Genomic DNA, 25,467 nt, shown 5'->3' with positions numbered 1-25,467 from the left:
CGCTCCCCGACGCCCCGCCGACGCCAACACGCCGAACTTAACTCGCGGAGCCGCGAACACACGCCAATGACCGAGGTACTCCGGGTGGCGGCCGGCGAGCTGTCGGTCGACGAGATCATCGACGCGCTCAACGAGGGCCGGCGAGTCCTCGTCGACGTCGAGGTCGCCGGCGGCGACCACGAGGTCGTGCTCCGGTACGACGGCGAGACCTATCACTGCGACACGCCGACGAACCTCCACCGCCACAGCGACGAGTCGGCGATGCGCGGCTGCGTCCGCCGGATGGGGTACGCCGCGGCGGACGACTGATCGCCGGCGAGCCCCGACCGATAGCTGGCCGGCGAGGCCGCTCGCGGTCGGGGGACGCTGCGACCCCACGGGCCGGATGGCGGCTTTTAACCCGTCCGCCGTCGAACGGAGTCCATGAGCGATCCCGAGATCGAGGACCTCGTCGGCGACGTCTCCCCGTCCTTCGATCACGTGCTCTCCTGCGTGTTCGGCGTCCGGGACCACGAGAGCCGCACGTACCTGACGCTGCTCGATCACCCGGGGAGCACCGTCGCCGAGCTCGCCGAGACCCTCGACCGGGACCGATCGAACGTGAACCGGTCGCTGTCGACCCTGCGCGAGAAGGGGCTCGTGGAGCGCCGCCGCCGCCTGCTCGACTCGGGCGGCTACGTCTACCAGTACACCGCGATCCCGGTCCCGGAGGCGAAACAGCGGCTCCACGACGCCTTAGACGAGTGGGTCGAGGGGGTTCATAGCGCGATCGACGCGTTCGACCCGGACGACCGGGAGTGAACGCCTACCCCTCGTCGTTCGACTCCTCGCCGCCCTCGCCGCCCTCGTCGTCCGCCGCGCTCAACCCCTCCTCGTCGGGACGGTCGAGCGCGCGCGGCGCGTCGTGGTGCTCGGAGTAGCCGTCGAACCAGCGGGCGATCCGCTCGATGCGGTCGACCACGTGGGCGGGCTCCCCCGACCGCGAGAGCTCGTGGCCCTCGCGCGGGTAGCGCACGAACCGCGTGTCGACGCCGTTCTTGCGGAGCAGCCGGTGGTACAGCTCCGCCGTGCAGATCGGCGTCCGGGTGTCGTCCTCGGCGTGGACCAACAGCGTCGGCGTGTCGACCGCGTCGGCGTGGCCGGTCGGCGACTGCTCCCAGAGCCACGCCGGCTCCTCCGAGGGGACCGCGTCGAAGTCCCCCTCGACGAGCTTGTAGGCGGCGTCCGTCGACCCGTAGAATCCGGTCAGGTCGTACACGCCGCGCTGGGAGACGGCCGCGCGGAAGTAGTCCGTCTGGCCGACCGTCCACGCCGTCATGAACCCGCCGAAGGAGCCGCCGGTGACGAAGGCGTTCGCCTCGTCGACGTACGGTCGGTCCGCGACCGCCTCGACGCCGGCCATCACGTCCGCGAGGGTGACCGCGCCCCAGTCGCGCTCGATGGCCTGCATGAACGCCTCGCCGTAGCCGGTCGAGCCGCGCGGGTTCGACCAGAAGACGACGTACCCGCGGGCCGCGAGCGTCTGGAACTCGTGCCACATCGTCCCCGCCGTCGACCACATCGCGTGCGGACCGCCGTGGATCTCGACGGCGAGGGGATATTCCCCTTCGGGGTCGAACTCCGGCGGCGTCAACACCCATCCCTGAATCTCCGTCCCGTCCGACTCGAACCGGACCTCCTCGGGCTCGCCCACAGCGCGCTCGGCGAGGTAGTCGGCGTTGAGCTCGGTCAGCCGCCGCTTCTCGCCGTCCCCGGCGTCGTAGACGAAGACGTCGCCCGGGTGGTCCCACTCGCTGGCGGCGAACGCGACGGTCACCTCCTCGGGGCCGGCGCCCGCCTCGCCGCCGACGGTACCGCCCGCCACCGTGCCGGGCCGGCAGAGCCGCTCGGGTTCGTCGTTCCCGTCCCCCGGGACGTGCCAGACGGCGGTCTTCCCCTCGTCGGGCGTCGCGAAGTACAGCGTCGCGTCGTCGGGGCCCCACTGCGGGGCGAGCGCGCGACCGACGCCGCGGTCGAGGTCCGCGGTGAGTTCCGTCACGTCCCCGCTCTCGCGGTCGAGCACGCGCAGGTCCGTCTGCCGCATGGACACCCGCTCCGCCTCCGCGTGGGTGAACGCGATCTGCCCGTCGCCGGTCGCCGCGAGCGCGGCGCCCCACCCCGTCGTCTCGTGGACGGTCTCGGTCTCGTCCGTCCCGAAGTCGTGTGCGCGGATCGCGATCTCGACCGAGTCGTCGGGGTCGTCGCCGACCGCCTCGGTGAAGTAGAGCGTCTCCGCGCCTCCCCACTCGGGCGCGCCGAAGTCGGCGTCGCCGTCGGTGACGCGCTCGATCCCCGCGGCCGGGTCGCCGCCGGTCGCGCCGTCGACCGCCGCGTCGGCGTCGGCGACGTAGACGTGCGACCGCCGGCCGTCGAAGTAGCGCTGTCCGGAGCGGTAGACGGTCCGGTCGATCACCCGCGGGTCCGGGTGGTCTTCCGGCTCGTACTCCTCGGGGACCGAGAGGTCCCGGTCGGCCTCGCGGTCCTCGGCCGTCACCGACTGGACGAAGGCGATCCGCTCGCCGTCGGGCGACCACGCGATCTCCGAGACGCCGCCGACGACGTCGGTGACCCGCCGGGCCTCGCCGGCGGCGAGGGGGAGCACCCACAGCTGTTGGCGGTCGTCGTCGGCCCCGCGGGTGGCGGTGAACGCGATCCGGTCGCCGGAGGGGCTCCAGCGCGGCTCCGCGTCGGCGCCCTCGGCGAGGGTGAGCCGGCGGGGGTCCTCGGCGGTGTCGCCGGCGTCGTCGCCTTCGTCGCCGGCGGCGTCGACGAGATACACCGTCGACTCGGTCGTCTCGCCGTCGATCGGCTCCTGCCGCAGGAAGGCGACGCGGTCGCCGTCGGGCGAGAGCCGCGGGTCCGCGGGCGTCGCGATGTCGTGGTAGTCGGCCGCAGTGACGCGCTCCATGCCCGCGGGTCGCCCGCCGGACTCAAAAGGGGTCGGGAGGCGGAAAGGGGCCATGAGGCGGAAACGGCGGAGCGGGCGGAGCTCCGTCCGCTGCCCGGCTACTCCGCGTCGTTGTCGAACGCCAGCGTCACGCCGTCGGCGTCGACGGTCGCGCCCGCGGCGCACACCGGGTGTTCGAAGTCGGCGCCGAGGAGCTCCGTCGCGGCCGCCGCGGCGTCGGGCGCCTCGGCGTCCGCGGCCGCGAAGTCGTACGGCTCGGGGCTGTCCGTTTCGTAGGTGGCGACGATGGTGGGCTCGTCGACGGCCTCGACGACGAGGCCGTCGCGGCGGACGACCCCGATCGTCGCGGTCTCGGCGCCGACGACGCCGGCGATACGGGGCGTGTCGTAGTCGTCCTTCTCGAAGTCGAGCGCGAGCAGGGGCGTCGCCAGCGCGTCGCGGGCGGGGTACCCCAGTTCGAGCTTCTCCGCGATCGGGTCGACGTGTGAGCCGTTGCCGACGACCGCCAGCGGCTCGTCCGCGGGGGTCCGGACCGCCCGCGCGCAGTTGTACGAGACGTACGGGTTGTCCGTCTCGGGCGCGTCCGGAGTGGGGCCGACCGTGAGCGTTCCGTCCCGGTCGGTCACGCGGCGGTTCGGGAACGAGCGCGAGGAGACGCGGTAGGCGCCGATACCGGGCGCGACGACGACGAATCGTCCGACGTACATACAGGTTCGTGGCTATCCGACCGGCTAAAGCGCATCGATATACGCACGTTCGGCGATCGGTCTCCCGGGGACGCTCGTCGCCATCTCCTCCGCCGGTCTCACACCCCCTCGCGCCCCGCTCCGCCTTCGAGATCCTGTGAACGCGTGACAGAGGGCCGGCGACGCGCAACGCTTACAAAGACCCACTGGCTATCGATGAGTGCGCACAGTCCATTGGGGTAGTGGCCAATCCTGTTGCCTTCTGGGGGCAACGACCCTGGTTCGAATCCAGGATGGACTATTCTCGCGGTTCGCTTCGGTCGGTTTTCGTCCGGCGCGTCGATCCGCTCGCCGCCGGGCCCGCGTCTCGATCTCCCTCATGGTCGCGCTTCGGCCCGGTCTCTGTCGACATTTCGACTGGAACCGAATCCCCGTCACGTACCGCGTTTTCCAATCGAAGCAAGGGGGTTTCGACTACTTCTCGACGTCCAGCAGCGCGACGCGTTCGCGGACGATGTCCGGGAGGTCGCCGGCGGTCGCCGCGAGCTCGCGCTCCCCGATGTCGTAGAACCCCCGGACCCGCTCCGCGTCGAACGCGGGCTCGAACTCGCCGCCTCCGGTGTCGGCCGCCGGCGACGCGAGCAGCTCCCGCACCGACGCGGCGGCCGCGTCGAGGTCCGCGTCGGGACGGTCCGCGCCCGGAACCCCTCCGAAGTCGGCGACGAGGACGACCGCGCGCCGCTCGCCCTCCTCGACGCCGAGCGCGAACGCCCGGTCGATCTGGCGTCTGCCGGCCGCGTACAGCATGACCTCGACGCCCGGATCGCGGGCGACGGCCTCGTCCCGAGCGATCGACCGCGCCGCGAGCCGGGTCGCCTCGCGGAGGTGTTCGGTCGAGACGACCAGCTCCGCGTCGAACGCCTGTACGACCGCGCCCGTCTCCGCCGCGATCTCGTCGAGGGCCCCGAGGAAGGCGTCGAGGTCGTCGATGGCCGCGGTGCCCGCGACGAGGCGGTGAGGCGGGGTCCGGTGGGGCGGATTTCGGTGAGACGAAGCCGAGTCGGACTCCCCGCTCATCGGAAATCACCCAGGCTCGCCTGTCCCTCGCCGTCGTCGTCGCTCGCGGAGCCGGCGGTCGCCGCCGCGGAGGCCGACTTGTCCGGCCGCACGTCGTCCATCGAGGGGTCCTCGCGGCCGGCGTGTTCGAGGATGCGCTCGGCGGTGCGCTCGCGCCCGCGGAGCGCGCCGAGGACGACCGCCTTGTCTGCCTCGCGGAGGTCCGCGCGGGTCTCGATCCCGGCCTCGAACAGCCGCCGGGCGCGCTTCCGGCCGACGTTGCGGACGCCGGCCAGGTCGAGCAGCTCCTCGCGGACGCCGTACTCGATGCGCTTTCTCGCCTCCCGGACCGCGACCACCGCGTCGCCGTCGATTCCCTCCACGTCGCGCGCGAGGGTCTCGGCCGCGCGCAGGAGCCACTCGGCGGTGTCGACCTTGCCGCGGATGTCGCCCGGGCCGACGCCGTACCGCTCCGTGATGCGGTCCTCGTCGACCTCGTTCGCCCAGTCCTCCAGCAGGCGGGCGGTCTTCAGCGACGCGAGCCAGTCCTCGAAGCGCACGTCCTCGTACTCGGAAGGCACGTCGCCGAGGAACTCCGCCTCGCGCTCGTAGCAGAGCTCGGTGTACTCCTCGCGGTCCCCCGACTTCAGGTAGAGCTCGTACATGTCGGGGGTGCGACTGACGAGGTGATAGCAGCCGAGCGGGGTGACTTCGGGGGAGTCCGTCGCCGCCTCGTCGGTCGCTTTCCCCCCTGTCTCCTCCGCTTCCCCTTCCACTTCCCCTTCGTCCGGCGAGCCGTCCTCGCCCGGCCGAGCGTACGTCCCGAACCCGGGCTCGTCGCCGTCGTCGCCGGTCCTGACGAACTCGCCGGCCTCTCCGTCGGCGCCCGCGGTCGCGGCGCCGGCGTCCCGGGCGACCGACCGGAGCCCGTCGATCATCTCGGCCGCGCTCATCGGGTCGAGGTAGAGCCGCGAGACGGTGTGGCCGATGCCGGTCGCGGTCAGACTCTCGCTTCCGTCGTCGCGGTCGCGCTCGACGAAGTCGTTGACGGCGAGGTAGTCGAGGACGGTGTCGGTGACGGCCGCGAGCCGCCCTTCGTCGTCGGTCTGGGTGGCGTAGAGGGTGTTGTCGAGGAAGGAGAGCAGGCCGTCGCGCGTGGAGGCGAACCCGGAGGCGACGGTGGCGAGCACGTGAGTCCGGAGCGCGGGCTCGGCGGCGAGCTTCGAGCGGACCGGCTCGGGGTCGGCCCAGAGGTACCGCTCGAACAGCTCCTCTTTTGTGTCGGCGTCGTTCGCGAGCAGGACCGCCTCGCCGTACGGGTCGAGGCCGGGGCGTCCTGCGCGGCCGCACATCTGGTGGACCTCCAAGACGTCTAAGGGTTTCATCCCGCCGAACTCCCCGTCGTAGCGGCGCCAGTCGCGGACGATCACCCGGCGGGCGGGGGTGTTGACGCCGGCGGCGAGCGTCGGCGTCGCGGAGATGCACTTGATCAGCCGGTCGCGGAACGCGTCCTCGACGCGGGCGCGGTCCTCGCTCCGGAGCCCCGCGTGGTGGAAGGCGGACCCCTTCTCGACCGCGTCCGCGAGGTCGGCGGCGGTGTCGGTGTCGGAGCCCGACCGGATCTCCTCGGCCAGCTCGCGGAGCCGGTCGCGCTCGTCGGTGGTGAGCCGCGGGCCGGTCACGTCGGTGAGCTTCCGGGCCGACGACTCGGCGTTGCGCCGGGAGTTGACGAAGACGAGCGAGGAGCCGCCCTGCCCGTCCTCCTCGGTGTCCAAGGCGTCGGCGACGAGCCGGGCGGTCTGGTCCTCGCCGCGCTCGACGGGGACCTCACGTTTGCTCCCGTCGGCGAAGTCGACCGCGTTGCCGAAGTGGACGCCCATCCGGAGGTCGATGGGCCGCCAGTCGGACTCGACGAGTTCGGCGTCGAGCCACTCGGCGATCACGTCGGCGTTGCCGACGGTCGCCGAGAGCGCGACCGTCTGGAGGCCGGGGTTCACCTTCCGGAGCTTCGCGAGGGTCACTTCGAGGGTGGGGCCGCGGTTCGGGTCGTCGACGAGGTGGACCTCGTCGCTCACGACGCAGGTGAGGTCGTCGATCCACGGCGCGCCGTTCCGGATCAGCGAGTCGACCTTCTCCGAGGTGGCGACGATGATGTCGCGGCTGGCGAGCCACTCGCCGTCGGACTCGTAGTTGCCGGTGGAGACGCCGACGGTGACGCCGAACTCCTCCCAGCGCTCGAACTCGGTCTTCTTCTCGCTGGCGAGCGCGCGCAGGGGGACGATGTACAGCGCCTTCCCGCCGCGCTCGACCGCGGAGAGCATGGCGAGCTCGGCGATCAGCGTCTTCCCGGAGGCGGTCGGGACCGCGGCGACGAGGCTCTCGCCGTCGGCGACGCCGGCCTCGACGGCGGCCTCCTGCGGGGGATACAGCTCCGCGACGCCCTCCGCTTCGAGCGCCTCGCCGACGCCCGCGGGGAGCCCGGCGAGCGAACTCGGTTGCATTACCGGAGAGTGGGCTCCGATCCGATTTAAACCGTCGGAACGGGGCGGTGGCTGGGATCGGCGGCCGGTGCGCCGTCGGCGCGGTCGCCCGCTACAGTTCGCCCTTCGTGCTCGGCGTGTCGCTGCGGCGCTCGTCGAGCCGCGTCGCGTCGTCGAGCGCCCGCGCGAGCGCCTTGAACAGCGCCTCCACCTCGTGGTGGGCGTTGTCGCCGCGCTCGATCTCGGCGTGGAGCGTCAGGCCGGCGTTGTGCGCCAAAGACATCGCGAAGTGGTCGGCCATGACGCTCGTGAACTCGCCGATCGACTCCTGGGAGAATTCCCCCGAGAACTCGTAGTACGGGCGGCCGGCCACGTCGACGACGACGCTCGCGACCGCCTCGTCGAGGGGGACGCGCCGGTCGGCGTACCGCCGGATGCCGCGCTTGTCGCCGAGCGCCTCGTCGAACGCCTCGCCGAGGCAGATCGCCACGTCCTCGACGGTGTGGTGGTCGTCGATCTCGAGGTCGCCGTCGCAGTCGACCGTCAGGTCGAACAGGCCGTGTTTCGCGAACGACGCCAGCATGTGGTCGTAAAAGCCGATCCCGGTCGAGACCTCGCTGTCGCCGTCGCCGTCGATCGCGAGAGTGAGGTCGATCGTCGTCTCGCTCGTCTCGCGGGAGACGGCCGCGACCCGGTCGTGCTCGCTCATACGTGACCGTCACGGGCGGTTCTTAAGGGAATTGCGGGTGTGGCGGGGTTCGGATCGGAACGAGAGGGGAGCTCCGTGGGGGTAGCGAATTCGTTACTGAAGGGTGTGCGGTGGCGCGTGCCTGCGAGGCCGCCTCGCGGCCGAACCAGCACGCGCGAGGGACGCGGTGAGCGCTCGGAGAGCGCGAACCGCGAGGCTGGGGAGGTGTGAGGCTGTGCGGTACTGTGCGGGGCGGGATTCAAAGGGGCAGCCGCGAGGCGGGCGCAGGCGACACAAGCACCGCAACGAGGGAGCGATAGCGACCGAGTGAGGAGCGCAGCGAGCGTGCGCCCGCCTCGCGGCTGGGGCTTTGGACGTGTTCGCCGTCGATCTGCAGTCCGCGATTTATAAGCGAGCGGCTGGGGCTTTGGCGGTGTTCACCGTCGATCAGCCGGCAGCCACGTATGATACTTATAAGCGATCGTCGGAGTCTCCGCGGCGACACGCATTAGCGCTCGGAGCCGCAACCGGTGGTATGGCCTCGGAGTCCTGTGACGTCTGCGAGCGGTCCGTCAGGATCGCCGGCGGGATCGGCGACCTGTGGAACTTCGCGTTCGAGTCGACGCAGGGACTGACGCTGGAGCTGACCGACGGCTCCGAGTTCTTCCTCTGTTTCGAGTGCATGGAGTCGCTCCCGGACGACCACGAGCCGACCGCCGACGACGTCGCCGCCCTCCGGGAGCGGACCGAGCCCGTCGAGGACGACGGGAACCACTTCTGGCACTGGAAGTAGACGGCTTGGAGCGCGTTTCCCCGGTCGATCCCCTATAAATCGTTGTTACCGGAGCGACGGTGAGGCCTTCCAAAGCCCCAGCCGATCACTTATAAATAGCTACGATCAGATCGACGGTGAACACCATCAAAGCCCCAGTCGTGAGGGCGGCGTACGCTCGTTGCGCTCCTCGCTTAGTCGCTCACGCTCCTTCGCTGCGGTGCTTACATCGCCTACGCCGCCCTCACGACTGCCCCTTTGAGTCCCACCCGACCGCAACCGCAGCCTCACGCCTCCCCAGCCTCGTCAGTCGCCCTCCGCGTCGCTCCGGGCGACTGACTCCCTCGCGCGGCGCTCCTCGCGCCCTTAAGAGGGCGCTCGGAGGCGCGCGCCACCGCCTCGTTCAGTTATAAATCGTCGTCCGTCACGCCTCGTCGCCGTCGATCACGTGCGCGTCTTCGGGATCGAAGCCGACGACGACCTCGCCGGAGAGCGGGTCGCGCGTCCGGACCACGAGGTCGCGCCCGCCCCAGTCGAGCGTCACGCGGGTCGTCTCGCCGAGGAACTCCGCGCTCGCGACGGTCGCGCGGACCCGGTTCTCGCCCTCGCCGATCCGCAGGTACTCGGGGCGGACGCAGAACGCGAGGCGGTCGCCGGAGACTACTCCCTCGTCTGCCTCGACCCGCAGCACCTCGCCGCCGACGTCGACGCCGACGGTCCGGGAGGCGTCCTCGTCCCCGGCCTCTCCTCCCTCCACGTCGACCACCCGCCCCGCGAAGACGTTGTTGTCGCCGACGAACTCGGCGACGAAGCGGCTCGACGGCTCCCGGTACACCGTCCGCGGGGGCGCGATCTGCTCCGGGCGCCCGTCGCGCATCACCGCGACGCGGTCGGAGATCGCCAGCGCCTCCTCCTGGTCGTGGGTGACGTAGACGGTGGTAATTCCGAGCTCCGACTGGATGCGCCGGACCTGCACCCGGAGGCGCTCGCGGAGCTGCGCGTCGAGCGCGCTCATCGGCTCGTCTAAGAGGAGCAGATCGGGACCGGGCGCGAGCGCGCGGGCCATCGCGACGCGCTGCCGCTGCCCCCCGGAGAGGCTCTCGGGGTCGCGGTCGGCGGCGTCCGGGAGGTCCACCAGTTCGAGCAGCTCGGCGACGCGCTCGTCGCGGCTCGTTCCCTCGGGCGGGTCCGCGAAGTTGAGCCCGTATCCGACGTTCTCGCCGACGGTCATGTGGGGGAACAGCGCGTAGTTCTGGAAGACGACGCCCACGTCGCGGTCCTCCGGGGGCACTCCGGCGACCGACTCGCCCGAGAAGCGGACCGTCCCCGTAGTCGGCTCCTCGAATCCCGCGATCAGCCGGAGGGTCGTGGTCTTCCCGCAGCCGGAGGGGCCGACCAGCGTAAAGAACTCCCCCTCGCGCACGGCGAGGCTCACGTCGTCGACCGCGGCGGCGTCGCCGTAGCGCTTGGTGACGCCGTCGAGCTCGACGGCCGGGGGGTCGTCGGACGGAGCCCCGTCGCTGTCGCCGGCGGCGTCCGTCGAGTCGGCGCCCCGCTCAGAGCCCACGCGTCTCACCTCCGAGCCGCTCGATCACGACGAAGCTGAGCCCGGTCACCACGAGCAGGACGACGCCCATTGCGGTCGCCGGTCCGAGCCGGCGCCCGATGAACCGTTCGATGGCGACCGGCATCGTGTACGCGTCGGCGCCGGTCGCGAGCACCACCGTCGCCGTGAACTCCCCGATCGAGATGGCGAACGCGAACGCCGCGCCCGCAACGACCCCCGGCCAGACGAGGGGGAGCTCCACGTCGCGGATCACCCGGGCCCGCGACGCGCCGAGCGCCCGCGCCGACTCGATCAGCGAGCGGTCGAGCCCCTCCAGCCCGGGCGCGACCGTCCGGACGACGAAGGGGTAGCCCGCGACCGCGTGCGCGACGACGATGGCGGCCGCGCCGGTCGCCGCGAACCGCCAGCCCGCGATCTCCACGCCGAAGACGAGCCCGCGGAGGAGCCCGAGCCCGACGATGATCCCGGAGACGGCGAGGGGAGCCATCGCGGCCGCGTCGACCAGCTTCCGCCCGCGGTACCGGCGGGTCGTCAGCACCGCGACGACGACCCCCATCGGGAGCGCGAGCAGGGTCGACGCCGACGCGAACGCGAGCGAGTTGCGGATCGCCGGCCACGGCCGCACCTGAAACGCCGCCCCCGTGCGCTGGCGGTCGAGGAGGAACCGGTAGTGGTCGAGCGTGAGCGCCCCGTCGCCGCCCGTGACGCTCGCGAGGACCATCGAGGCGAGCGGCGCGAGAAAGAGGAGCGCGGCGACGGCGGCGTAGACGGCCAGGCCCGCGCGCGGCAGGAGCTCCCGCGCCGTCGGCGTCGAGGGGAGCAGCGACTTCCGGGGAAGCGGCCGCACGCCCCGTGAACTGACCGCGTTGCGCGCCTCGTAGCGCAGGTACGCGAGGAGCACCCCGAGCGAAATGAGGAGCTCGACGATCGCCAGCGCGGCCGCCTCCGCGTAGTTCAGGTCGCGGACGAGCCGGTAGACGAACACCTCGACGGTCGCCAGCTCGAACCCGCCGAGCGCGAGCACGATGGGGAAGGTGCCGAACGTGAACACGAAGGTGAGCGCCGCGCCCGTCAGCACGGCGGGGTACACCTGCGGCGCGACCACGTCGAAGAACGCCCGGACCGGTCCCGCGCCGAGGCTCCGGGCGGTCTCGACCGCGCTCGCGTCGACCGACTCCCACGCCGCGGTCGTCACGCGAGCGACGAGCGGCGCGTTGTAGAACGCGTGGGCGATCACGATCGCCTGAAGCGTGAACATGAGGTCGACCGGCGGGAGGCCGAGCGCGCCGAGGACCCGGTTGAGGGTCCCGTTGGCGCCGAACGTGGCGACGAAGCCGACGGCGACCATGATCGAAGGAAGCACGAACGGGACGATCGTCAGCGACCGCAGGGTCCGCCGGCCGGGGAACTCGAAGCGCGCGAGGAGGTAGGCGGCCGGGAGCCCCAAGGCGACGCTGGCGACCGTCGACAGCGCGGCCTGGTACGCGGTGAAGCCGACGATCCCGAGCCTGCGGTCCGGCCCGAGCAGGGCGCGCGCGACCGCGAGCGGCGACTCGCCCGCGAACAGGCGGGCGAGCTCCCCGAAGTAGAAGGGGTCGCGGAGCAGCTCGGCGAACACGGCGAGGGTGGCGACGCCGTCGACGACGACCGCCTCGATCAGGACGGTGCCGACCGGGTAGTAGAACGCGGCGACGAGCACGGCGCTCGTGACGACGGCGAGCGCGGTCAGCAGGCGCCCGCGGAGGCGTCGGGCGACCCGCTCGCGGAGGGGTCGGGTCGCGGGCGAGTCGTCGGCGCCGCCGGAAGCGGCGCCGCGGCTGGCGTCCGACACGCCGCCGTCAGTTCCCGGCGAACTGCCGCTCCCAGTCTTCGACCCACTCACCGGCCGAGCCTTGGAGCTCGTCGTACGTGAACGTCACCGGTTCGGCCGGCTCCTGGGCCAGGTCGGCGTAGTCGTCGGGGAGCTCCGCGGTGTCGGTCGCCGGGAAGGCGACGTTGCGCTGTGCGATCTCGCCCTGCACGTCCGGCTCCAGCATGAACGACATGAACTCGCGGGCGAGCTCGGGCTCGTCGGCGTCGGCGAAGACGGCCATCCCCTCCGGGTTGGCGTACGCCTGATCGTTCAGGAACCGGATCTGGTGCTCTTCGAGGGGCTCGCCCTCCATGTCCGCGAACACCTGGTCGGTCGAGTAGGAGACGACCATCGGGGCCTCGCCGTTGCTCCAGGCGGTGTAGGCGTCGTCCCACGAGCCGAGCACGCGCACGTCGTTGTCCTGCAGCTCCGCCCAGTAGTCGAGGTAGTCGTAGTCCGCGTCGCCGTCGCCGCCCTCCACCGACCCGTCCGGCCCGTCGCCGAACCGGTGGACCGTGTGGAGCAGGAACGACCGTCCCGTCGAGGAGCCGCCGGGGTTCTGCGCGATGAGCGCGCCCGCGTGCTCGTCGTCGAGCAGGCCCTCGAACGTCTCCGGCGCCTCGGTCGCGGTGCCGTCGTACACGAGGCTCACGTAGCCGGTGTCGAAGGGGACGGCGCGGTCGAACGGGTCGAACAGCAGCCCGTCGCGCACGTCGCCGAACCCGTCGATCTCGCCGCGCTCGGCGAACAGGTCGTCGTCGAGCGCCTCGTCGACGCGCACGAGGTCCTCGGTGGTGAGCCCGACGTAGAGGTCGGCGTCGATCGACACGCCGGAGCCCGCGCGCTCGACGTAGTAGTTCACCTCGTTGTCCGGAGTCGCCCACTCCAGCTCGGCGTCGACGCGCGACTCGAACGCCTCTTTGAGCCACTCGCCCGGGCTCACCGACGGCGCGTCGATGAAGCTGCCGTAGGTCGCGACCGTCAGCGTGGGGGTCTCCTCGTCGTCGCCGTCGTCGCCGTCTTCCCCGTCACCGTCACTCCCGTCGCTTTCGTCCTCGGCGTCGGAGCCGTCAGAGCCGTCAGAGTTGTCGCTTCCGTCCCCGCCGTCCGTCGGCTCGGCGCTGCACCCCGCGAGCGCGACGGCCCCCGCCGCGCCGCCGAGCGCGAGGAACCGGCGCCGCGTGGGGCGCCCGCCGCGTCCGCCGGCGAGTCCGGAAGCGGGATCGAGGGAATCAGCCTGCCGGTCGTCCGGAGCGTCGCGCCGGTCCGTCTCGGTCGCGTCGTCGTCGGTCATTACCGAGTAGTTACACCCAGTGATTACATAAGGGATCCGTGTCGGCGGCGGAGGGTCGAGGTCGGGAGCGGCGCCGAGAGCGACGGGAGCGAAACGCACCAACGAGGCGGCGTATCAGCCTCGATAGCGCCGGCGACACCGATATACCGCGTCCCGACCTCCGTCGTTCCATGAACGAGAAGCCGACCGGACGGCAGACGCCGGGGCCGATCGAAGGCGGTGAGGGGTCGACCGGTGGCGGTGACGGGTCAATCGAGGGCGGGAACGGGTCGATCGGGGCCGGAAACGGCGTCACGCGGCGGCGCCTGCTCGCGGGCGGCGCGGCGGTCGCGGTCGCGGGGCTGGCGGGCTGTCTCGGCGGGCGCGACGGGCCGGTGCCGGCGCCGACGGTGACGAGCGATCGGATCGACGACTGGCGACAGATAGACGAGTCCGAGAGCACGGTGTTCGAGCAGTCGTACGGGCCGGTGACGGTGACCGCGCTCGAACACACGCGGATCTACGAGTACGTCGACGTCGCCGAGGCGCTCGCGGAGACGTTCGACGCGAGCGGGTCGCCGGTGGTCTTCTTCGCCACTCGGATCGACGTCCGGCCGGCGATCGACAGCCTCCCGGCCGAGGTCGGGCGAGAGCGGCTGATGGAGGAGGTGGAGACCGCCGCGGTCGACGCGTTCCGCTCGCAGCTCCGGAACAGCGGCATCGAGAACGTGGAGATCGTCGACGAGGGGACGACTACGGTACGGAGCGGCCACACCGCTACGGCGTGGCGGCTGGAGGGGGAGTACGCCTTCGACGGCGAAGTCCCGCTCCCCGACGGGTCGACGACGAGTCTCGGCGAGACCGTCGAGATCGAGTCGCGGCTGGGCGTCTGGCACGACGGGACCGACGTGTTGGTCGCGGGCGGCGCCTACCCGACGGACCCGCTGATCGAGGTCATCGACGACGCCCTCCCGGACCTGGCCGACGCGGAGACGGTCGTGACGGAGCTGGCGGACGAGGAGACGGCGGACGCGCTCGCGACCGACCCCGCCGCCTTCGACGAGGACGTCTCGCAGCTGCTGATATCGGTGGAGTGAGGCTCCGAGGGGAGCGAACGAACCGACCGGTTTAATCGGCACGCGCGGCTCTGCCCGGGTATGAGCCACTTCCCTTCCTTCGAGGTGATCCCCGCCGTCGACGTGCAGGACGGCGAGGTCGTCCAGCTGGTCGGCGGCGAGCGCGGCACGGGCAAGCGGTACGGCGACCCCGTCGAGGCCGCCGACCGCTGGATCGAGGCGGGCGCCGAGACGCTCCACCTCGTCGACCTCGACGGGGCGTTCGAGGGGGAGCGCGTCAACGCCGACGCGATCGAGGCGGTCGTCGAGAGCGTTCCGGACGGGATCGGCCTCCAGCTGGGCGGCGGGATCCGGACCGCCGAGGGCGCGCGCGACCTCCTCGATCTGGGGCTCGACCGCGTGATCCTCGGGACCGCGGCGGTCGAGTCGCCCGAGATCGTCGCCGAGATCGACGAGACCCACCCCGGAAGCGTCGTCGTCAGCCTCGACGCGAAGGACGGCGAGGTCGTCGTGAGCGGCTGGACCGAGGGGACCGGCCTCGACCCCGCCGAGGCGGCCGCGCGCTACGAGGCGCTGGGCGCCGGCGCGATCCTGTTCACGAACGTCGACGTGGAGGGACAGCTCGAGGGGATCGACCGCGACGCGGTCGAGAGCGTGGTCGACGCGGTCGATATTCCGGTGATCGCCTCCGGCGGCGTGGCGACGACCGACGACGTGGTCGCGCTGAAGGCGGCCGGCGCGGCCGCGGTCGTCGTGGGGACCGCCCTCTACGAGGGCGCGTTCACGCTCCGGGAGGCGCAGGACGCGGCCGACGAGGCTTAAGCGTCTGAGGGAGAGGCTGTCGTCGATCGCTTATAAGTAGTTGATTGCGGATCGACGGTGAACACCGCCAAAGCCCCAGCCGCTCGGCGATACGCGATCGAAACCTCCGCGGTGAACGCCACCAAAGCCCCAGCCGTGAGAGTGGCGTAGGGGACGTAAGCACCGCAGGAACGAGCGCAGCGAGTGACGAGGAGCGCAACGAGCGTACGCCGCTCTCACGGCTGCCCCTTTGAATCCCGCCCCGCACAGTACCGCACAGCCTCACGCCTCCCCAGCCTCGTCGCTGGCGACTTATAAGGCGCCAGCGACTCCAGCGAGGGACCGGAGGTCCCTCTGGCAGCCGGCGCGGAGCGCCGGCGACCTCGCGCGTGCTGTTCGGCCGCGATGCGGCCTCACAGGCACGCGCCACCGCACATCTCTTTTGAAGGGGATCCACCGTTTCCGCGGTCACTGATAAATCGCTCCCGCCGACCGGAGCCGCGTGTCCGGCCGCCGGCTCGCACCTCACTTCTCCGCGTCGCCGTCGCCGTCGAGCTCCGGCGTCGACGGCTCCGGTTCGACGCCCGTGTCGGCGGGCGTCTCGTCGGTCTCGACGATGTCGTTCGAGCGCGCGCCGCTGCCGAACAGCCGGGCGCGGATCCCGCGCTCGCTGCGCTTCTCCGCGAGCAGGACGGAGCACTCCACCTCGTTCAACACGTCCAACACGAGCGATCCGGTGACCAGCCGCGAGAGCAGCCCCTTCTCGGTCGCGCCCACGATGAGCATCGTGGCGTCGCGCGCGGCGCGCTCGATGGACGCCTCGACGTCGCCGCTCTCGACGCGCAGGGTTGCGTCCGAGAGACCGTGGTCGTCGGCCCACGCCGAGAGGAACGCCCGCCCCTCGGCCTCGTCGTCGGCGACGTGGAGCAGGGTGACCTCGCTGTCGAACTCGGCCTGGAGCATCTTCGCGACGGCGCCGGACAGGTCCGAGGCCGGACCGCCGGCGGTCGGCACCAAGATCCGCGAGGCGTCGAAGCCGCGGTCGCGGAACACGAGGAAGTCGGAGGGGAGCGAGTACGCCAGCTCGTCGACGGCGGACTCGGCGCGCCCCGGCGCCCCGTGGGAGTCCTCGCCCCAGCCCATCACGGTGAGGTCGGCGCCGTAGGTGCGCGCGGCGTCGAACACCTCCTCGAACACGCGGTGCGATAAGACGACGTGGGTCTCCACGTCGACGCCGAACGTCTCGGCGTCGTCCCTCGCGCAGTCGAGCAGCTCGTGTGCCGACTCGTGGGCGCCCCGGTCGCGGGCGGCCTCCAGCGAGGTCTGGTCGGGCACGTTCGCGATGTTGACGGCGACGACTGTCCCGTTCCGCTGTTTGGCGATCGCCGACGCCAGCGTGATCAGGTGCTCCTCGGTCGCGGGGTTCGCGAGCGGCACCATCACCCGGTAGTCGCCGCCGCTTGGCTGGACCGAGGTGGCGGCCGACACGGCCTGTTCCGGCAGGTCATCGGAGCGGTCGAGGATCCACCGACCGAGAAGGCCGGAACGCTCGACCTTCCGGCGGGCGTACAGGAAGTACCACAGGATCGCAGCGACGATGAACGCCCCCGCCAGTCCGACCTCGACGGCGCCGACGAACGGGAGGAGCCCGAGCGAGAAGACGATCCCTGCGATCGGGGTGAGCGGATAGAACGGCACTTCGAATTCGGGGTCGTACTCGGCGATATCCGCCTCACGGAAGACGATGAGTGCCACGTTCATCAACGCGTACACGACGAGATGCAGTACGCTCGCGGCCTTCGAGAGGATCTCGACGTCTTGACCGAGTGCCGCGATAAAGACGATGATCATGATCCCGGTCACGAGGATCGAACGGTACGGGGTCGCGAACTGCGGGTGGATCTGATTGAGCCAGTTCGTGACGATCTTGTCGCGTCCCATCGCGAAGTTGATCCGTGCGGACGCGAGGATCGACGCGTTCGCACTGGAGGCGGTCGCGAGTAGCGCGCCGGCGGTCACGATCGTCACCGCAGCCGCAGTGACCGCGGGAGAGTAGGCTCCCGAAAAAGCCACGTCAGTGGCCTGCGTCAGCGGCGCGTCCGTACTCAGTTCCGGCCACGGAACCACGCCGAGCATGATACTGACGAGGATGGCGTAGATCACGGTGACGATCGCAACGCTCCCGATGACCGCGCGGGGGAGGTTCTTCCCGGGGTTCTTGAGCTCCTCGGCGACGGTCGCTATCTTCGCGTACCCGAGGAAGGAGACGAACACCAACGCCGTGCCGGGGAGGATCGCACCGTATCCCTTCGGTGCGAGCCCGTCGGTACCGGCGAGCGTCGCGTAGTCGAACGAGAGCCAGCCCTGTATTGCAAACAGTCCGAGGATCACCAACAGCCCCGTGACGATTACCGTCTGGACACCGCCGGTCTCCTTCGCCCCGACGTAGTTCACCAAGACGAAGATGCTCCCGGCGATCAGCGCGCCGATCTGGATGTCGGTGAGGAACCAGAATCCAGGGATCGGCGCGAGCGTCGCCAGATACTGTCCGAATCCGATACTGTAGAACGCAGAGGCAAACGCGAGTCCCATCCAGTCACCCATCCCAGCAATTGACCCGAAAAGCGGACCGAGCGCGCGGTTAACGTAGTAGTACCCGCCGCCGGCCCGTGGCATCGCCGTTCCGAGCTCCGAAACGGAGAACGCGTTCACCATCGCGATTATCCCCCCGACAATGAACGAGACGACGACAATGGGACCTGCCTCTCGGGCTGCGAGGCCCGGTAGCACGAAGATCCCGGCGCCGATCATCGTCCCGATACCGATCGTCATCGCCGAGACGAGTCCGAGGTCCTTCGCGAGCTCCTCGTCCCCGCTCACGGCGGACCACCTCGGACGGTTGTAACTCCTCGGGCGTGTGTCATACCCTGTTTCTCTCCTCCGCCGGTATAAAGCCGGCTAATCCGGGCAACGCCGTGGGATTCTCGAACCGATCAACGCCGTGGGATTCTCGAACCGATCAACGCCGTGGGATTCTCGAACCGATCAACGCCGTGGGATTCCCGAACCGATCGGCGTTCACAGCGCGTCGCCGCCGCGATTTTTCGAGCGTATCACAAGGAACATACCCGCACGCGTCCCTCTCCCACACAACAGGTGATCCCGTGACCGAGAAACGCGAATACCGCGACGACTACGACGACAAGACGCTGTACATCCCCGGCCCGACGGAGGTCCGCGACGACGTGATCGAGGCGATGGCGGAGCCGATGTTCGGCCACCGGATGGACCGGATGACCGACCTGTACACCACCATCGTCGAGGACACGAAGACGTTCCTCGGCACCGACAACGAGGTCGTCATCCTCACCGCCTCCGGCACCGAGTTCTGGGAGGCGTCGACGCTGAACCTCGTGGACGAGAACATATTAGTGCCGACCTGCGGGAGCTTCAGCGAGCGCCACGCCAACGTCGCCGAGCGGCTCGGCAAAGACGTCGACCGGCTGGAGTACGAGTGGGGCGAGGCCGTCAAGCCCGAGGACATCCGCGAGCACCTCGAATCGTCGGACAAACACTACGACGTGGTCGCGACCGTGATGAACGAGTCGTCGACCGGCGTCCGCAACCCCATCGAGGAGATCGGCGACGTGGTCGCGGAGTACCCGGACACGTACTTCGTCGTCGACGCCGTCTCCGCGCTGGGCGGCGACCACGTCGACATCGACGCACACGACATCGACGTGATCTTCGCGTCGACCCAGAAGGCGTTCGCGATGCCGCCAGGGCTCGCCGTCTGCGTCGTCAGCGACGACGCCTACGACCGCGAGGTCGAGAAGGGCGACTCCTCGTGGTACGGCGGCTTCCGCCGCACCATCGACTACTACGACCGGAAGGGCCAGACCCACTCGACCCCCGCGATCCCGGTCATGTTAGCGTACCGCAAGCAGATGAAACACATGCTCGAAGAGGGCCACCGCGCCCGCGACGAGCGCCACCGCGAGATGATGGAGTACGTCCACGACTGGGCGGACGAGCACTTCGCGATGTTCCCCGAGGAGGGGTACGAGTCGCAGACGGTCGCCTGCATCGAGAACACCCAAGATATCGACGTCGCCGCGACCATCGAGCAGGTGAGCGAGGAGTACGACATGGCGTTCTCGAACGGCTACGGCTCGCAGCTCGGCGAGGAGACGTTCCGGATCGGCCACATGGGCGAACACACCGTCGAGAGCGTCAAGGAGCTCACCGACGCGATCGAAGACGTCGCGGACCTGTAGCGCGGGCGCCCCGGTCTCACTTCGGCACTGCTACCCGTCTCGCCGCGGCTCCACCAGATCGATCCGGTACCGCCGTCCGCCCGAATGCGTCTCCTCGACGCCAACGACGACGAACGACTCCTCGCCCACGTCGATCATGTCGCCGGGCGACAGGGGGCCGTCCTCGCCCGACTCCCCGCGCCGTCGCCGGTTCTCCCTCGCGCGCCGGTCGGTGTCGCCGACGACCTCGGGGCCGACGCTGATCGTCCCGCGTTCGGCCGCGATCACGCGGTTCCAGAACGCGTCGGAGGGCGGTCGCGGGCCGAGCCGCTCCGCCAGCTCCGCTCGCGTGAGTCGCTTCATACGCGCACCTCAGAGCCAGAGCAGTTGTGCGTGTCGGGTCTCGTCGAACTCCAGGACGGTCTCCTCGTCGACGAGCCCGGCGTCGACCGCGACGCCGACCGCCTCGGTGCCGACGATGTTCGCGACCTGCGCGCGGTGGAGCCCCGCGACGACCTCCTCGGCCGTCGCCTCGACCGCGTCGTCGCCGCCGTAGAACTCCTCGCTGACGGTGATCGTCGCGCGCCCGTTGTCGTACGTCTCGCCGAGGCAGTCGGCGTCGCAGACGGAGACGAGCCGCCCCTCGGCGGTCTCGCGCTCGCGGAGGAGCATTCAGAAGCCCTCTGGCCCCTCGCCCTGGAGCTCCCGCTCCGGCTCCTCGCGTCCGCCCTGCCCGCCGCGACCGCCGGCGCCGGGCTGCCCGCCGGCGCCCGGTCGCCCGCCGGGGGCGCCACCCTGACGCCGCTGGCCGCCGGGACCGGGCGCCTGTCCGGTCTGCTCTTCGATCAGCTCCTCTTCGGTCTCGCGGCGGAGCTCCTCGGCGCGGTCGGCGACCTCCTCGGCCTGCTCGTGCTCGCCGGCCTCCTCGAGCGCGCGGGCCTTCTCCTCTAACACGTCCGCGTTCCGGTAGCCGAGGCGAATCGCGTTGTCGAAGCAGCTGACGGCGTCCTCGGCGAGCCCGCGCTCGACCAGCAGGAACCCGCGGTTGTACCACGCTTCCGCGAAGCGCGGGTCGGTCTCGACCGCGCGCTCGGCGTGTCGGAGCGCCTGCTCGCCCTGTCCCGACTCCCAGAGCGCGTACGCGAGGTTGGTCTCGGCGGTCGCGGCGTGCTCGGAGTCGTCGTCGATCCGCAGCGCCTCCTGATAGGCGCCGATCGCCTGGTCGAACTCCTCGAGCTCGGCGTGGGCCGCGCCCTTGTTCACCCACGCCTCCTGGGCTTCAAGCGAGTCCTCCTCGGCGAAGCTGGCGGCGCGCTCGAACGTCTCCGTCGCCTCCTCGAACCTGTTTATCCCCATGTACGACAGCCCCACGTCGATGAGTCGCTCCACGTCGACGGCGTCGCTCTCGACGTTCCGCCTGTCCATGATGTCGGTGAGGACGCGGGAGTCGACCGGGTCGACCGTGTTCGGGTCCGCGTCGATCTCCTCGGGGTCGAGGGTGAACTCCTCGTAGCCGGCGTCGACGCCCTGCCCGGCGGAGAACTCGTGGCGGTCGTCGTCGCGTTCGTCGGTCATATACCCGGTTTTGACGGTCACGAGGCGTAAGGGTTGCGTCGGCGGGTCGAGGGCGGGTCCGCCGGTCCCCGCGCGTCCGGCGGGATGGGGCAGCCGCCGAAACGGGACGGGCGTCGCTAGACCCCCCAGATGGCGGCGATACCGGCGGTCGCGACGACGGCGAGCAGCAGTTGGAGCGGTCCGCCGACGCGCAGGAAGTCGGCGAACTCGTATCCGCCCGGCCCGTACACCATGAGGTTCGTCTGATAGCCGACCGGGGTCATGAACGACGTCGCGGACGCGAACATCACCGCGAGGAGGAACGAGAACTCGTTCGCACCGAGCTGCGTCGCGGCGTTCACGCCGACGGGGATCATCAACACCGCCGTCGCCACCGGGGTGATCACGCTCGCGAGCACGCTGGCGACCGCGTACAGCGCGAACATCACTCCGATCGGCGGCAGGACGCTCCCCGTCGAGACGAGGAACTCGGAGACGAGCGCGGCGCCGCCGGTGGACTCCAACGCGACGCCGAGCGGGATCACCCCGGCCAGCAGGAAGATCACGTTCCACGAGACGGCGTCGTACGCGTCCGCGGTCGTCAGACAGCCGGTGGTGACCATCGCGACGACGCCCGCCAGCGCGGCGATCACGATCGGAAGCACGTCGAACGCGGCGAGGCCGACGACGCCGGCGAGGATCCCGACCGCGATCGGCGTCTTCGGGGACAGGGGCGCGAGCTCGTCGGCGTCGGCGTCGGCCAACCGATCGAGCGCGCGCTCGTCGGCGACGACGAGGTCACCGGTGTCGGTGAAGTATCGGACCGACGCCGGCGTCGTCCGCACGAGCAGGAGATCGCCCGCCTGTAACGCGTAATCAGAGAGATCGGTCCGCGTCAGCTCGTCTCCGCGACGGACCGCGAGCACGGTGGTCTCGTGGAACTCGTGGAGGCCGGTCTCGGAGACGGTTTCGCCCACGAACGAGGAGTGCTCGGGAACGACCGCCTTGGCGAGTATCCCGTCGGTCTCGGCCGACTCGAACGTCGCTTCCGTCACGGACCTCCGCGGTCGCCGGCCGAGTCCCGTTCGCTCGCGAAACCGGTTGACATCCCGGAGTTCGCCGTGAACGACGAGCAGGTCGCCGGTCTCGATGATCCGGTCGGAGTGCGGGCCGGCGTACGCCTCCCCGCCCCGCCGCACCTGTAGAACGCGGACATCCGGATGCTCGGTGTCGAACGCCTCGACCGACTGGCCGACGGGAGCGGCGTCCGGTCTGACGTACAGGAACGCGAGATAGTCGCTCAGATCGAACTCCGCGACCGGGTCGCTGTCGACCGGGACGCGAGCGGGGGTGAGTCGCCACCCGACCGTGAGCAGGTACGCGAGCCCGACGGCGAGGAGGACGACACCGAGCCCCGTGAACTCGAACATGCTGATACCGTTCCGGCCGTCGATGAGGAGGCGAGCGAAGTCGCTCGCGAGGATGTTCGTCGAGGTCCCGATGAGGGTCAGCGTTCCGCCGAGGATGGCGGCGTACGACAGCGGGAGCAGGAGCTTCGAGGGGCTCAGATCCGTGTCCTCCGCGAGTCCGGTGACCATCGGGATGAACACCGCGACGACGGGCGTGTTGTTCACGAATCCCGCGATCGGTCCGGTCGTACAGACGGTCGCGACGAGGGCGCGAAACTCCCGTCCGGCGGTGAAATCGGCGAGATACACGCCGAGACGCTCCACGAGTCCGGTGGCTTGGACGCCCGCGCTGAGCATGTACATCGCGATGATCGTGACGGTCGCGGGGTTCGCGAACCCCGAAATCGCCGTCCGTGACCCGACACCGGTCCACGGCTCGAGGATCGCCAGCGTGGCGACGACGCCGATCGCGGTCACGTCGTTCGGAACCACCTCGGTGATAAACGCCGCCAACACGACGAGAATGAGGAGGAAGACGATGGCGGCTCCTGACACCTCGACGCCGAGCATACCGTGACGACTCGCGTCGGCGTCTTCACTATTTCCCCGAGGGGCCCTCGCCGCCTACTCCAGGTCGAGCAGCGCCGCGACCTCGTCGAGGTACTCGTCGTAAATCCCGACGGCCGACTCGATCGGGTCGGGCGAGGCCATGTCGATCCCCGCGAGCTCGACGACGTCGAGGGGGTAGTCGGAGCCGCCCGCCTTCAGCATCTCGCGGTAGTCGGCGGCGGCCGCCTCGCCCTCCTCTAAGACGCGCTCGACGATCGCCGCGGCGGCCGAGATCCCGGTCGCGTACTGGTAGACGTAGAAGTTGTAGTAAAAATGAGGGATCCGCTCCCACTCGCGCTCGATGCCGCCGGTCAGCTCCGCGGGCGCGTAGTAGTCGCCCTTGAGGTCGGCGTAGATCTCGTCGAAGGCGTCGGGCGTGAGCGCCTCGCCGGCCTCGACGCGCTCGTGGATGCGCTGCTCGAAGGCCGCGAACATCGTCTGGCGGAAGAGCGTCGAGCGGAAGCGTTCGAGGTACTCGTCGAGGACGTGGGTACGGAGCGCGTCGTCCTCGACCGTGTCGAGCAGGTGGTGGGTGAGCAGCGTCTCGTTGACGGTGGAGGCGATCTCGGCGACGAAGATCTCGTAGCTCGCGTCGTGCCACGGCTGCGCGTCGCCAGCCAGCTCCGAGTGCATCGAGTGGCCCAGCTCGTGGGCCAGCGTGAACATCGAGGAGATGTCGTCCTGGTAGTTCATCAGGATGAACGGCTGGGTGTCGTACGTCCCCGAGGAGAACGCGCCGGAGCGCTTCCCGCGGTTCTCGTACACGTCGACCCACCGCGAGTCGAGCCCCTCGGCCATCCGCTCCTGGTACGTCTCGCCGAGCGGCGCGACCGCCTCGATCACCCACTCGCGGGCCTGCTCGTACTCCACGTCGGGGCCCTGATCGCCCGTCAGCGACATGTAGAGGTCGTGGCTCTGCAGCTGGTCGACGCCGAGGGCCTCCGCCTTCAGCTCCGCGTGGCGGTGGAGCACGTCGAGGTTGTCGTCGACGCTGTCGACGAGGGTGTCGTACACCTCGACCGGGACGTTCGAGCCGTCGAGCGCGGCCTGCCGCGCGGAGTCGTAGCCGCGGATCTCGGCGCTCGTCGCGTGCTCGCGGACGGCCTTCTCTAAGGAGGTGCCCACGGTGTTGCGGACGCCCGCCCACTCGTCGTAGAACGTCTCGTGGACGCGCTCGCGGAACTCGCGGTCCGGGTTCTTCTGGAGCTTCGTGAAGTTCGCCTGCGTGATCTCGACCTCCTCGCCGTCGGGGTCCTCCACGACGCCGTAGGTCATGTCGGCGTTCGTCAGCATCGAGTAGATCTCGCTCGGGGCGTCGGTGACCTCCGACAGGTCCGCGAGCACCTCCTCGACCTCCGCCGAGCGCGTGTGTTCCTTCATCCGCAACACGTCGTCGAGGTAGTGCTCGTACTCGGCGAGGTCGGGCTCGTCGTCGACGAACGAGTCCACCGCCGCCTCGGAGAGCGACTGCAGCTCCGGTTCGAGGTAGGAGATCGCGCTCGACGCCTCGGAGCCGAGCGCCGACGCCTTCGCGGACATCGCCTGGTACTCCTGGTTCCGTGTGTCCTCGGCGCTGCGGAGCCGGGCGTACGTCGTCACCTGCTGAAGTTCGCGGAAGATCTCCTCGCGGAGTTCGAGCAGTTCGAGGAGCGTCGCGGCGTCGTCGGCGACCCGTCCCTCGTACGCCGCGAGCTCCTCGATCCGGTCCGAGACCGCCTCGTAGGCCGCCTCCCACGCCTCGTCGTCCGCGTAGATGCTCTCCAGATCCCACTTGTACGTCTCGTCGATGTCGGACCGCTCGGGAACCGAACTCATGTCGGTCCGGTCGGTCTCGCGGGCACTAAGCCTTGTCAAACCCCGCCCGGCGAGCCGCTTCGTCGCCCGGCGGTCAGCCGGCGTCGACCCCCGCGCTCCACTCCGCGAGGTCCACGACGAGCACGAGCGCGTCCTCGCCGTCCCGGTAGTAGTTCGAGACGCGGCGGATCGGGTCGAACCCCTCGTCCGCGTACAGCGAGCGCGCGGCCGCGTTGCTCTCGCGGACCTCCAGCCGCACGACGGCGACGCCGACGGCGCGGAGCCGCGCGAGCGCGGACCGGAGCAGGGTCCGCCCGATCCCCTGCTCGCGCGCCTCGGGGTGGACCGCCAGGTCCTTGACGTGGCCGATGTCGCGCCCGTGGTTCGGGGTCGAGTCCGCGACGACGTAGCCGACCACCGCCCCCTCCCGCTCCGCGACGAGGAACGCCGGCTCGTCGAGCAGCCGCTCGAAGGCGTCGTACGGCCACGGGTCCGAGAAGCACGCGCGCTCGATCCGCACCACGGCGAGGAGGTCGGCGCGGTCGACCGGCCGGACGGTGGCGTCGACGGGGGTCACGGGCCGGATTGGCGGGCGAGAGAAATAAACGCGACGGGACGGCCCGGCGTCGGCGCGCGGGTCAGCTCCG

General features: G+C 70.5%; 21 protein-coding genes and 1 tRNA gene. 7 read left to right on the top strand and 15 right to left on the bottom strand.

Features of this window, described 5'->3' with window-relative positions; all coding sequences use genetic code 11:
* Positions 1-66: 66 nt before the first annotated feature.
* Positions 67-309, top strand: a complete 243-nt coding sequence (locus tag CK500_RS09520) for a hypothetical protein (RefSeq protein WP_095636991.1) — start codon at positions 67-69, stop codon at positions 307-309.
* Between the two features lie 114 nt (positions 310-423).
* Positions 424-801: a helix-turn-helix domain-containing protein gene (locus tag CK500_RS09515; protein WP_095636990.1), complete on the top strand. Its 378-nt coding sequence runs from the start codon at positions 424-426 to the stop codon at positions 799-801.
* A gap of 4 nt (positions 802-805) precedes the next feature.
* Here the strand turns inward: CK500_RS09515 and CK500_RS09510 are convergent, their stop codons facing one another.
* Both CK500_RS09510 and CK500_RS09505 read right to left on the bottom strand, forming a co-directional pair.
* Positions 806-2,947, bottom strand: coding sequence for a S9 family peptidase (locus tag CK500_RS09510; protein WP_095636989.1), 2,142 nt, complete (start codon positions 2,945-2,947; stop codon positions 806-808).
* Positions 2,948-3,045: 98 nt separating this feature from the next.
* On the bottom strand, positions 3,046-3,654 hold the full coding sequence (locus tag CK500_RS09505) for an IMP cyclohydrolase (protein WP_095636988.1): 609 nt from the start codon (positions 3,652-3,654) through the stop codon (positions 3,046-3,048).
* 207 nt (positions 3,655-3,861) lie between these two features.
* Between CK500_RS09505 and CK500_RS09500 the strand changes: the two genes are divergently transcribed.
* Positions 3,862-3,934, top strand: a tRNA-Gln gene (locus CK500_RS09500).
* A gap of 173 nt (positions 3,935-4,107) precedes the next feature.
* On the opposite strand, the gene cgi121 is transcribed toward CK500_RS09500, so the two are convergent.
* The 3 genes from cgi121 to hisB all read right to left on the bottom strand — a co-directional run bounded on the left by cgi121 (position 4,108) and on the right by hisB (position 7,878).
* Complete coding sequence (cgi121, locus tag CK500_RS09495) at positions 4,108-4,710, bottom strand: KEOPS complex subunit Cgi121 (RefSeq protein WP_095636987.1); 603 nt, start codon at positions 4,708-4,710, stop codon at positions 4,108-4,110.
* Positions 4,707-7,190 (bottom strand): ATP-dependent DNA helicase, encoded by a 2,484-nt coding sequence (locus CK500_RS09490; RefSeq protein WP_095636986.1) that lies wholly within the window; start codon positions 7,188-7,190, stop codon positions 4,707-4,709. Before CK500_RS09490 ends, cgi121 begins: the two co-directional genes overlap by 4 nt.
* Before the next feature lie 91 nt (positions 7,191-7,281).
* A complete protein-coding gene (gene hisB / locus CK500_RS09485; protein ID WP_095636985.1) occupies positions 7,282-7,878 on the bottom strand; it encodes an imidazoleglycerol-phosphate dehydratase HisB in 597 nt (198 codons plus the stop codon).
* Positions 7,879-8,392: 514 nt separating this feature from the next.
* On the opposite strand from hisB, the gene CK500_RS09480 reads away from it, so the two are divergent.
* A complete protein-coding gene (locus CK500_RS09480; protein WP_095636984.1) occupies positions 8,393-8,650 on the top strand; it encodes a DUF7561 family protein in 258 nt (85 codons plus the stop codon).
* Positions 8,651-9,053: 403 nt separating this feature from the next.
* Here CK500_RS09480 and CK500_RS09475 read toward each other — a convergent pair whose 3' ends face one another.
* Genes CK500_RS09475 through CK500_RS09465 form a run of 3 tightly spaced genes read right to left on the bottom strand, consistent with a single transcriptional unit; the run spans position 9,054 to position 13,342 of the window.
* Positions 9,054-10,196: an ABC transporter ATP-binding protein gene (locus tag CK500_RS09475; protein WP_394338254.1), complete on the bottom strand. Its 1,143-nt coding sequence runs from the start codon at positions 10,194-10,196 to the stop codon at positions 9,054-9,056.
* On the bottom strand, positions 10,186-12,027 hold the full coding sequence (locus CK500_RS09470) for an ABC transporter permease (RefSeq protein ID WP_095636982.1): 1,842 nt from the start codon (positions 12,025-12,027) through the stop codon (positions 10,186-10,188). Before CK500_RS09470 ends, CK500_RS09475 begins: the two co-directional genes overlap by 11 nt.
* Positions 12,028-12,034: 7 nt before the next feature.
* Complete coding sequence (locus CK500_RS09465) at positions 12,035-13,342, bottom strand: thiamine ABC transporter substrate-binding protein (protein WP_095636981.1); 1,308 nt, start codon at positions 13,340-13,342, stop codon at positions 12,035-12,037.
* A 170-nt stretch (positions 13,343-13,512) separates the two neighbouring features.
* Between CK500_RS09465 and CK500_RS09460 the strand changes: the two genes are divergently transcribed.
* On the top strand, positions 13,513-14,418 hold the full coding sequence (locus tag CK500_RS09460) for a hypothetical protein (protein WP_233139013.1): 906 nt from the start codon (positions 13,513-13,515) through the stop codon (positions 14,416-14,418).
* A 60-nt stretch (positions 14,419-14,478) separates the two neighbouring features.
* The gene (gene hisA, locus CK500_RS09455) at positions 14,479-15,219 is read left to right on the top strand and encodes a 1-(5-phosphoribosyl)-5-[(5-phosphoribosylamino)methylideneamino]imidazole-4-carboxamide isomerase (protein ID WP_095636980.1); all 741 of its coding nucleotides are present in this window, start codon (positions 14,479-14,481) and stop codon (positions 15,217-15,219) included.
* 504 nt (positions 15,220-15,723) lie between these two features.
* Here the strand turns inward: hisA and CK500_RS09450 are convergent.
* Complete coding sequence (locus tag CK500_RS09450; RefSeq protein ID WP_095636979.1) at positions 15,724-18,078, bottom strand: amino acid permease; 2,355 nt, start codon at positions 18,076-18,078, stop codon at positions 15,724-15,726.
* Positions 18,079-18,362: 284 nt separating this feature from the next.
* Here CK500_RS09450 and CK500_RS09445 point away from each other — a divergent pair, with 284 nt between their 5' ends.
* The gene (locus tag CK500_RS09445; protein ID WP_095636978.1) at positions 18,363-19,475 is read left to right on the top strand and encodes a pyridoxal-phosphate-dependent aminotransferase family protein; all 1,113 of its coding nucleotides are present in this window, start codon (positions 18,363-18,365) and stop codon (positions 19,473-19,475) included.
* A gap of 30 nt (positions 19,476-19,505) precedes the next feature.
* Here the strand turns inward: CK500_RS09445 and CK500_RS09440 are convergent, their stop codons facing one another.
* From CK500_RS09440 to rimI, 6 genes are all read right to left on the bottom strand, one after another.
* Positions 19,506-19,817, bottom strand: coding sequence for a hypothetical protein (locus CK500_RS09440; RefSeq protein WP_095636977.1), 312 nt, complete (start codon positions 19,815-19,817; stop codon positions 19,506-19,508).
* 9 nt (positions 19,818-19,826) lie between these two features.
* On the bottom strand, positions 19,827-20,126 hold the full coding sequence (locus CK500_RS09435; RefSeq protein ID WP_095636976.1) for a DUF424 domain-containing protein: 300 nt from the start codon (positions 20,124-20,126) through the stop codon (positions 19,827-19,829).
* Positions 20,127-21,029 carry a tetratricopeptide repeat protein gene (locus CK500_RS09430; protein ID WP_095636975.1) on the bottom strand — a complete coding sequence of 301 codons (903 nt, stop codon included), beginning with the start codon at positions 21,027-21,029 and terminating at the stop codon, positions 20,127-20,129. It lies immediately after the preceding gene.
* Between the two features lie 116 nt (positions 21,030-21,145).
* Positions 21,146-22,987: an SLC13 family permease gene (locus CK500_RS09425; protein ID WP_095636974.1), complete on the bottom strand. Its 1,842-nt coding sequence runs from the start codon at positions 22,985-22,987 to the stop codon at positions 21,146-21,148.
* A gap of 54 nt (positions 22,988-23,041) precedes the next feature.
* On the bottom strand, positions 23,042-24,841 hold the full coding sequence (pepF, locus tag CK500_RS09420) for an oligoendopeptidase F (RefSeq protein ID WP_095636973.1): 1,800 nt from the start codon (positions 24,839-24,841) through the stop codon (positions 23,042-23,044).
* Between the two features lie 73 nt (positions 24,842-24,914).
* Complete coding sequence (gene rimI, locus CK500_RS09415; protein ID WP_095636972.1) at positions 24,915-25,397, bottom strand: ribosomal protein S18-alanine N-acetyltransferase; 483 nt, start codon at positions 25,395-25,397, stop codon at positions 24,915-24,917.
* Positions 25,398-25,467 lie beyond the last annotated feature (70 nt).

Origin of the sequence: Halorubrum salipaludis, assembly GCF_002286985.1 — an archaeon.
Lineage (GTDB): Archaea > Halobacteriota > Halobacteria > Halobacteriales > Haloferacaceae > Halorubrum > Halorubrum salipaludis.
Note: the sequence above shows the minus strand (reverse complement) of the source record. Positions and strands in the feature narration are given on the sequence as shown.

Bases quoted from the DNA above. Each gene is read 5' to 3' on its own strand.
- CK500_RS09510 (WP_095636989.1), bottom strand. From the start codon at position 2,947: ATGGAGCGCGTCACTGCGGCCGACTACCACGACATCGCGACGCCCGCG.
- CK500_RS09490 (WP_095636986.1), bottom strand. From the start codon at position 7,190: ATGCAACCGAGTTCGCTCGCCGGGCTCCCCGCGGGCGTCGGCGAGGCG.
- CK500_RS09425 (WP_095636974.1), bottom strand. From the start codon at position 22,987: ATGCTCGGCGTCGAGGTGTCAGGAGCCGCCATCGTCTTCCTCCTCATT.
- CK500_RS09430 (WP_095636975.1), bottom strand. From the start codon at position 21,029: ATGACCGACGAACGCGACGACGACCGCCACGAGTTCTCCGCCGGGCAG.
- CK500_RS09435 (WP_095636976.1), bottom strand. From the start codon at position 20,126: ATGCTCCTCCGCGAGCGCGAGACCGCCGAGGGGCGGCTCGTCTCCGTC.
- CK500_RS09460 (WP_233139013.1), top strand. From the start codon at position 13,513: ATGAACGAGAAGCCGACCGGACGGCAGACGCCGGGGCCGATCGAAGGC.
- pepF (WP_095636973.1), bottom strand. From the start codon at position 24,841: ATGAGTTCGGTTCCCGAGCGGTCCGACATCGACGAGACGTACAAGTGG.
- CK500_RS09520 (WP_095636991.1), top strand. From the start codon at position 67: ATGACCGAGGTACTCCGGGTGGCGGCCGGCGAGCTGTCGGTCGACGAG.
- CK500_RS09440 (WP_095636977.1), bottom strand. From the start codon at position 19,817: ATGAAGCGACTCACGCGAGCGGAGCTGGCGGAGCGGCTCGGCCCGCGA.
- hisB (WP_095636985.1), bottom strand. From the start codon at position 7,878: ATGAGCGAGCACGACCGGGTCGCGGCCGTCTCCCGCGAGACGAGCGAG.
- CK500_RS09505 (WP_095636988.1), bottom strand. From the start codon at position 3,654: ATGTACGTCGGACGATTCGTCGTCGTCGCGCCCGGTATCGGCGCCTAC.
- CK500_RS09515 (WP_095636990.1), top strand. From the start codon at position 424: ATGAGCGATCCCGAGATCGAGGACCTCGTCGGCGACGTCTCCCCGTCC.
- cgi121 (WP_095636987.1), bottom strand. From the start codon at position 4,710: ATGAGCGGGGAGTCCGACTCGGCTTCGTCTCACCGAAATCCGCCCCAC.
- CK500_RS09465 (WP_095636981.1), bottom strand. From the start codon at position 13,342: ATGACCGACGACGACGCGACCGAGACGGACCGGCGCGACGCTCCGGAC.
- hisA (WP_095636980.1), top strand. From the start codon at position 14,479: ATGAGCCACTTCCCTTCCTTCGAGGTGATCCCCGCCGTCGACGTGCAG.
- CK500_RS09480 (WP_095636984.1), top strand. From the start codon at position 8,393: ATGGCCTCGGAGTCCTGTGACGTCTGCGAGCGGTCCGTCAGGATCGCC.